The following is a 6,939-nucleotide window of genomic DNA, read 5'->3' as shown; positions in this document are numbered from 1 at the left end:
GTGCGAGCACGAACCCGCCCGCGTGCGGGACGGTGACCAAGCCGTGCAGGAACGAGCCGGCCTCGCCGGAAGCGAGCTTCGCGCGCACCGCTTCGAGCACGTCGACCCGCCGCACTTCGGGCGGCCGGACGCAGCGCGCCGAATCCCAGAGGTCGACGTACCAAGCTTCCGTGTCGGCGAGGTACGCCGCTTCGGCCCGGGCGCGGCCGTGCTCACCGGCGAGCAGGTCGCGCACCCGGTCCGCGTCCCGTTCCGCGCCGGTCTTGGCCAGCCCGATGCTGTGCCGGGGGCTGAACAGGTGCCGCCTGCTGCCGTCCTCCAGCGTCAGCACCGAAGTCCGGTCCGCTGCTACCGCGAAGTCCACGCCCCGCTCGGCGAGCCGCGTCCACAAGTCCCAGTCCTCGAACCCGGCCGCGGCCGTGCTCCAGCCGCCCGCCTCGGCGACCAGTGGGCGCACGTGGCCCACGCGGGACGGTTCGTACATCGCGTTGAGAACCTGCAGTTCCGGGTGCCAGACGGAATCCAGCACTCCGGAGCGGTGCCGCACCCGTCCGGACGGATCCACCCGCACGCATCCGGTCCCGGCCAGCGGCGCACCGGCTTGGAGCATTCCGAGCAGGACTTCGAGGTGGTTCGGGAGCCACACGTCGTCGTGGTCCAGATAAGCCACGTACGGAGCCGACGTGGCCGCGAGACCCGCGTTGCGCGGCCCGCCCGGGCAGCCGTGGTTCGCCACCCGGAGCAGTCGCACCCGCGGATCGCGCACCGCCCGGACGACCTCGTCGGTGTCGTCGGTGCTGCCGTCCGAGACGACGAGCAGTTCCCAGTCCTGCACCGTCTGCGCCAGCACGCTTTCCACCGTCGGCAGGATGGCCGCGGAGCGGTTGAACGCCGGGCAGATGACCGCGATGCGCGCGGCCATCAGGACTCCGGCTGGGTCCGGGCCAGCCAGGACGGCGCGCCCGGCTCCAGGTTGAGCCCTTTGTCCAGCACCGCCAGGTTGTGGTGGAAGTGCACCCCGGCGATCTGGGTGTCGGTAGTGCTGCTGCTGCGGGGATTGCGCTCGGTCAGCTCCTGGTGGTTGAGACCGTCCACCAGGTCCTTCAGCAGCCCGATGGTGGTGTGCGGATCGCAGGTGGACTGCTCGCTACCGCCGAAGCTCGGCCAGTACGCCGTCTGCAGGTCCTCGATCACGTACTTGCCGCCCGGCCGCAGCAGCGGGAACAGCGCGCGGAACGTGCTGAGCACGTGCTTGTTGATGTGGCTGCCGTCGTCGATGATGATGTCCGGGCGCCCGATCGGCTCCACCGCGCGGCTCAGCGACCCGGGATCCGCCTGATCCGCCAGCAGCGTCCGGATGCGTCCCTCGTCGTGTGCGCTCTTGTCGACGACGTCCAATCCGTACACCAGCGCCCGCGGGAAGAAATCCCGCCACATGCGCAGTGATGCGCCCCCGCCGGTCGGGTCCTGGTAGCCGCCCACCCCGATCTCCAGCAAGACGATCGGCTCGTCCCGCAACGGCTCGAAGTGCCGCTGGTAGTGCGGGGTGTAGTTGTGCAGCCCCCACTTGTCCGAGCCGTGGTGCGCGGCCAGCGCGCTCAGGTCCCGGTCGTCGCGACGCTCCATTGCCGCGAGCAAGCGCTGCACCACGCGGAACGCGGCCGGTGGGGAGTGGAACGCGGTGAAGTCGTCCGCGTCCCGCCATTGCACGGAACGGGTCGCCGCGCTCGCGCCGGAGGGCGAGACGGTTCCGCGGAGCGCTTCGGCGAGGTCCTGGGTGATGACCGCGGCCGCCGCAACCGGATGTTCGCCGGACGGACCGAACGCCCAGCCGGATCCGTTCCGCCGCACGACCAAGTCCCGGTGCACCGTCTCCGCGCCCGCTTGCAGGCACAGCCGCACGATCGTGTCCTGGTCGAACTCGGAAAGCTCGGACAGCCGCAGCCGCGGGCGGATTTCGTCGAGCAGGAAGTCGACGGCCGCGCAGGCACCCGCTGCTGCGATCGCCCGCTCCAGGTCGTCGATTCCCAGCGTCGCGGCGCGCACCAGCGTCCGGGCGGTGGCGAAGTCCATCGTCGCTTCCTCTCCTTGCACCGCTGTGGACAAACCGGTGGCCAGACTCGCATCGGACCGGCTGCGGGAAAGCCGGTCGACACCCGGATGGCAGTTCTTGGCAGTTCCGCGCGCATTGCGGCGCGGTGCAGCCGGAGGTGCAGATCCGAAGGATCGGGTGCACGGTTTCGCAACCGAGGGTTCGAGCGCATGCGCCGAAAACGGCCGTCCGATCAGCGAGCCGTGATGGATCTTGCTGTGCTAAGGTGACGGCGTTCAGTACCACCTGGGGTTATTCGGAAGGCGCGCTTCGGCATACTGGGGACCTTGCCGCGGCTGCGCCTGGCCATGATTTCTTGTGCTCGACTGGGGTGTCGCTGTGGGGAGAACGAATGAGCTCGATTGTCCGCGCCCGGCGAACGGATTCGACGCGCGCGCGATCACGCACTTGCCCGCCGACGGACCGGCCAAGCGCCGGCCGCAGGCCTGTGCGCAGCACCTTCCCGGATGTCTTACCGCTCGGGTGCACGCGCACCTGAAGGCGCTGGTATCCGGGATGGTGGGCACCTTGCCGTTGCCCGAGTTCGGCTTCGCCGTGGAGTTCTTCGAGGCGTCCGGAGTGGAGGCGCTGGCGGACAACGGGAATCCGGTGTTTCTGCCCGCCACCAGCGAAGACCAGGCCGCCTGCATTTCGAATCTGCGGGACTGCGGGCATTGGCTTTCACCCGTGGTCGCGGTGGTGCACGACTACAACGGGCACCAGACGTACTCCGCCATCAAACACGGGGCATCCTCGGTGTTGAACCTCGCGATCCCGGTCGGTGCCCAGCTCGAGGCCGTGCGCGCCACCGCCATCAACGCGGGGAATTCGCGCGCCGATGCGGACACCCGGGTGAGCAACGCGCTGATGGCGCCGTACGAGCGCGCGGCCGGATTCGCGGGCGAGCCCACGATGGACGACGAAGAGCTGGACCGGCTCAAGAACATGCTCTGCAGCGAGGAGACCGTTTCCGCGATAGCCCGGCGGTTCTTCTGCTCCGAGCGGACGCTGTACCGGCGGATCCGGATGCTCTACGACAAACTGCAAGTTTCCAGCCGCGCCGAACTCCGCTCGTTGCTGGCCACCAGCCGGCGTGCGGGCTGACGATCGGCGCAGCGCGGAACCGGCCGCCTCACCGCTGCTCGGGACAAAGTTTCAGGGTCTTGCTGCGCAACGCGCCGAGGCTGATCTTCTCGCTGCCCTCGCCCTGGGCGCGCAGCGGCTCGATGCTGGGGTGGTGCCGCTCGGCGCGCTCGTTGAGCGCGTAGGAGCGGCCACCGGGATCGGTGAACACGGCCTCGTTGTCGCCGACGCAGGTGAGCACACCGCCGGGCACGGTCAGCGGCCACAAGTGCCCCATGTTCGCCGCGCTGATCGGCTGCTCGCCGTTGCGGGCGGGCGGCATCGGCACCGGTGCACCCGCCTCCGCGGTGCCCTGGCCACCGCCACCGCACCCGGTCAGGGCCAGCGCCGCGGTTCCCAGCAGGACCAGCTTCGTCAACGTCCTCATCAATTCACCGCCATCTTGTCGGAACTGTTGCGCACCAATGCCGCGTAGCCGTCCTCGAGCGACGGTTCCACCTGCCGCGCCCCCGGAACGGGGTTCTCGCTGATCACGCGGTATTCGGTGCCTTCGGGGCCGGCGACGGCGTTGACGACCGTCGAATCCGGTGGAACCGGCCGTCCCGGTGGCACCAGGTAGGTGCGGCCGGACGCCGCGGAGGTCAGCCCGGCCGTGCTGCCGTGGTAGGCGACCTTGCCGTCGCCGAGCACCGCGACGTTCGGGCAGCTCTGCGCCACGTCGTCGAGGATGTGCGTGGACAGGATCACGATGCGGACGCCGGACAGCCCCGCCAGCAGCGCGCGGAAGCGCATCCGTTCCTGCGGAGCGAGTCCGGCGGTCGGCTCGTCGACGACGAGCAGCTCGGGATCGCCCAGCAGTGCCTGCGCGATGCCGATCCGGCGTTTCATCCCGCCGGAGTAGTCGCCGATGCGCTGCTTCGCGTGCTGCCGCATTCCCACCTGCTCGAGCAGGTCGTCGGTCTGGCGCCGGCGTTCGGCCCGGTCGCCGATGCCCTTGAGCAGCGCGACGTAGTCCAGGAACTCGGCACCGGTCAGCTCCGGGTACAGCGAAAGTTCCTGCGGCAGGTAGCCCAACATGCGCTTGACCGCGTGCACCCCGGAACGGGTGGACAGATCGTGGCCGCCGACCGCGATGCGGCCGCTGGTCGGTTTGAGCACCGTGGTCAGCAACCGCATCAACGTGGTCTTGCCCGCCCCGTTCGCGCCGAGCAGGCCGAGCATTCCTTCGCCGATCTCGAGGTCGAGCCCGTCGAGCACGCGAGTGCCACCCCGGTAGACCTTGGTCACTGCGCTGAGCGAGACATCCATCGTGCCCTCCGGTTCGGAACTCGGGTACGTGCGTTCAGCCGGATCGCCGCGACCGCGAGGAAAACCGCGCTCGCGGCGAGCGTGCACAGCACTTGCGCCGTGGCTGTGGCGCTGTGCACTTCTGGGCGCAGCGCGCCGCTGAGGCCGTAGGTCGCGGACGCGGGTGACGCGTGCAGCCATGCTGCGGCGGGGTACCGCGCCAGCGGGGAAAGCACCGTGCCGGTCGCGGTCGGTACCGGCAGCAGCATCGGGCTGAGCACCGTCGCCCACAGCCAGAACACCGCCGTGAGCACGCGGGCGGCCGCAACCGGCAGCAGCACGCCCAGCATCGCGGCGAAGCTGCTCAGCATCAGGCTCGCCGGCAGCAGCACCACCACGATCGCCAGCAGCCCGGCGCCGACCGCCGCCGGGGCGCCCGTGCTGATCGAGGTCACCACGACCAGCAGCAGGAACCCGCAGACCGGTGGTACCAGTGCCACCAGCAGTGAACCGAGCAGCGAGCCCGCCACGCGCGCCGGGATGCCCGCGGCGGTGGCGTCGAGCAGATCGGTCAGCCCGCTGCGGCGGTGCCCGGCCAGTCGTCCGGCGAGGCCGACCGCGATGCCCAGCGTGCACAGCAGGCTGAACACCAGCGAAGTCTCGGCCACCCGGCGAACCGGGTCGCTGGCGCCGACCACCCGACCGGACGTGGCGGCGAGCAGCAGCGCCAATGCGGTCAGGGGCAGCAGCGACCACCACAGCGCCTTGGTGCGCAGCGCGATCAGCGCCTCGTAGCGCGCGGTGGCGAGCACCGTCCGGACTCCGGGCGCGCTCATGACCCGGCCCCGCTGCGGGCAGCGCCGAGCACGTCGGCGCCGGAGTCGAACCGGCGCAGCGCCAGCGCGAGCGCGGCGCAACCGACGCAGGCCGGTACCAGCAGTCGCGCGGCGCCGTCGCCGAGGATGCGGTCACCGAGCAGCAGCTGCCCGAGCCATACCGCGATCATCGCGGTCGATGCGGCCGCCGCGGACGAGGACGCTGCGCCCACCAGCGCGCCGATGCCGACGAGCAGCACGGCGGAGCACAACGCGGCGGCCGCGTGCCCGAGCACGCTTGCGCCTCCGCCGAACGCGGCGCAGAGCACCGCAGCGGCCACGACACCGGTCAGCACCGCACCCGCCGCGATCCCCAGCCGGCAAGCAGCCGTGCGCACGTAGCGACGAGGCAGCGTCTCGTGCAGCTCGCGCAGCGGATCGCCATCCGCGACCGCCGCGGCGGGAAGCGCGACGAGAACCGGCAGGACCTCGCCGAGCAGCAACGACTGCCATCCGGCCAGCGAGGACGCGATGCCCACCGTGATGCCCGCCAGCGGCGGCACCGCGAGCACCGCAGGACCGCAGCGGCGCATTTCGTACCGCGACAACGAACGCATACCCGGTACGTAGCGCCGCCGCTCGATGCGGTTCACGGCCATGGTTCAGCTCCCCTCCCGGCGCGGCCCGAACCGGGGGAACCGCATCCCCAGCACCGCGATCGCCAGCAGGGCCAGCGCCAGCGCGACCACCGCGGGCGAACTGGTCCACAGCGTCGAAACCGCCGGGCGCAGGATTCCGCCCAGCCCACCGGCTTCCGGCAGACCGCTGGACGAACCGAGCAGCCACACCAGCACGCCCGCCAACGTGCCGGTCGCCGGCGCGTGCGCGACCGCGAACACGAGGGCGACCCCCACGGTCAGCAACGCCTGCCCGAACCAGCTCGCCAGGACACCGGCCAGGCTCGGCGACCCGCCGAACACGTGCACCGCGACCGAACCGAGCACCGCGAGCAGCACGTCGAGACCCAGCACGCCCACCACCCGGCAGACGAACACCGTCGGGGGTGCGATGGGCAGGCTGAATTGCAGCTCGGTGCGCGGATCGCGCCCACCCGAATACGTGGTCAGCGCCCCGGCCAGCACGATCAGCACCACGGCCGCGCCGAAGGCGTGTTCCCGGAGCCCGGCCGAGCTTTCCGGCAGCGCCGTGGCGAGCACGACCGCAGCGGCGAACGCGAACGCGCTGGCGGGCAGCAGCAGGCGGGGCAGCAGCGCCAGCTGCGCCCATACCAACGCGGCCGTCAACCGCAGGAGCTGCTTCCCCCGCCGCTCGGGCGCGCCCCGCGGCGCCGGTTCGCGCTGCGGGCCGGTGCGGGCCTGGTTCCCCGGCAACGCGGCCCGCACGTGCTCGAACGAGGGCACCGCCAGCTCGCGATCCTCCTCCGCGGCCAGCACTTCGCCCGCGGCGGTCAACCGCGCCATGGCGGCGACGCCGTCCGCGCACCGCGCGCATTCGCGGAGGTGGTCCGCGGAGCGCACCCGGCCGCCCGCGGCCTGCTGCCGAGCCGCCTCGAGGACCTCGTCGGCGTCCAGGTGACTCATCGCCTGCTCCCTTCCTGCGGTGGCCGATGGGTGGACTCCCAGTGCGTGCCCTGCGCCAGTT

General features: G+C 71.4%; 8 protein-coding genes. 1 reads left to right on the top strand and 7 read right to left on the bottom strand.

What is annotated here, in order from left to right:
• Together IJH84_RS08080 and IJH84_RS08075 are read right to left on the bottom strand one after the other, a co-directional pair.
• Nucleotides 1–922: glycosyltransferase family 2 protein (locus IJH84_RS08080; protein ID WP_295142214.1), on the bottom strand; the 922-nt coding region annotated here is incomplete at its 3' end.
• A complete protein-coding gene (locus tag IJH84_RS08075; protein WP_295142211.1) occupies nt 922–2,073 on the bottom strand; it encodes a class I SAM-dependent methyltransferase in 1,152 nt (383 codons plus the stop codon). The genes IJH84_RS08080 and IJH84_RS08075, both read right to left, overlap by 1 nt.
• Nucleotides 2,074–2,575: 502 nt before the next feature.
• On the opposite strand from IJH84_RS08075, the gene IJH84_RS08070 reads away from it, so the two are divergent.
• The gene (locus IJH84_RS08070) at nt 2,576–3,196 is read left to right on the top strand and encodes a response regulator transcription factor (RefSeq protein WP_200073472.1); all 621 of its coding nucleotides are present in this window, start codon (nt 2,576–2,578) and stop codon (nt 3,194–3,196) included.
• A gap of 28 nt (nt 3,197–3,224) precedes the next feature.
• Here the strand turns inward: IJH84_RS08070 and IJH84_RS08065 are convergent, their stop codons facing one another.
• The 5 genes from IJH84_RS08065 to IJH84_RS08045 are packed head-to-tail and all read right to left on the bottom strand — an operon-like array spanning nt 3,225 to nt 6,878.
• Nucleotides 3,225–3,602 (bottom strand): hypothetical protein, encoded by a 378-nt coding sequence (locus IJH84_RS08065; protein WP_295142208.1) that lies wholly within the window; start codon nt 3,600–3,602, stop codon nt 3,225–3,227.
• The gene (locus IJH84_RS08060) at nt 3,602–4,483 is read right to left on the bottom strand and encodes an ATP-binding cassette domain-containing protein (RefSeq protein WP_295142205.1); all 882 of its coding nucleotides are present in this window, start codon (nt 4,481–4,483) and stop codon (nt 3,602–3,604) included. The genes IJH84_RS08065 and IJH84_RS08060 overlap by 1 nt, the downstream gene beginning before the upstream one ends.
• On the bottom strand, nt 4,459–5,298 hold the full coding sequence (locus IJH84_RS08055; protein WP_295142202.1) for a hypothetical protein: 840 nt from the start codon (nt 5,296–5,298) through the stop codon (nt 4,459–4,461). Before IJH84_RS08055 ends, IJH84_RS08060 begins: the two co-directional genes overlap by 25 nt.
• A complete protein-coding gene (locus tag IJH84_RS08050; protein ID WP_200073468.1) occupies nt 5,295–5,936 on the bottom strand; it encodes a hypothetical protein in 642 nt (213 codons plus the stop codon). Before IJH84_RS08050 ends, IJH84_RS08055 begins: the two co-directional genes overlap by 4 nt.
• Before the next feature lie 3 nt (nt 5,937–5,939).
• Complete coding sequence (locus IJH84_RS08045) at nt 5,940–6,878, bottom strand: hypothetical protein (RefSeq protein WP_200073467.1); 939 nt, start codon at nt 6,876–6,878, stop codon at nt 5,940–5,942.
• Nucleotides 6,879–6,939 lie beyond the last annotated feature (61 nt).

This window comes from Saccharopolyspora sp. (assembly GCF_017434145.1).
GTDB lineage: Bacteria > Actinomycetota > Actinomycetes > Mycobacteriales > Pseudonocardiaceae > Saccharopolyspora_C > Saccharopolyspora_C galaxeae.
This window is presented reverse-complemented; position numbering and strand designations above follow the sequence as displayed.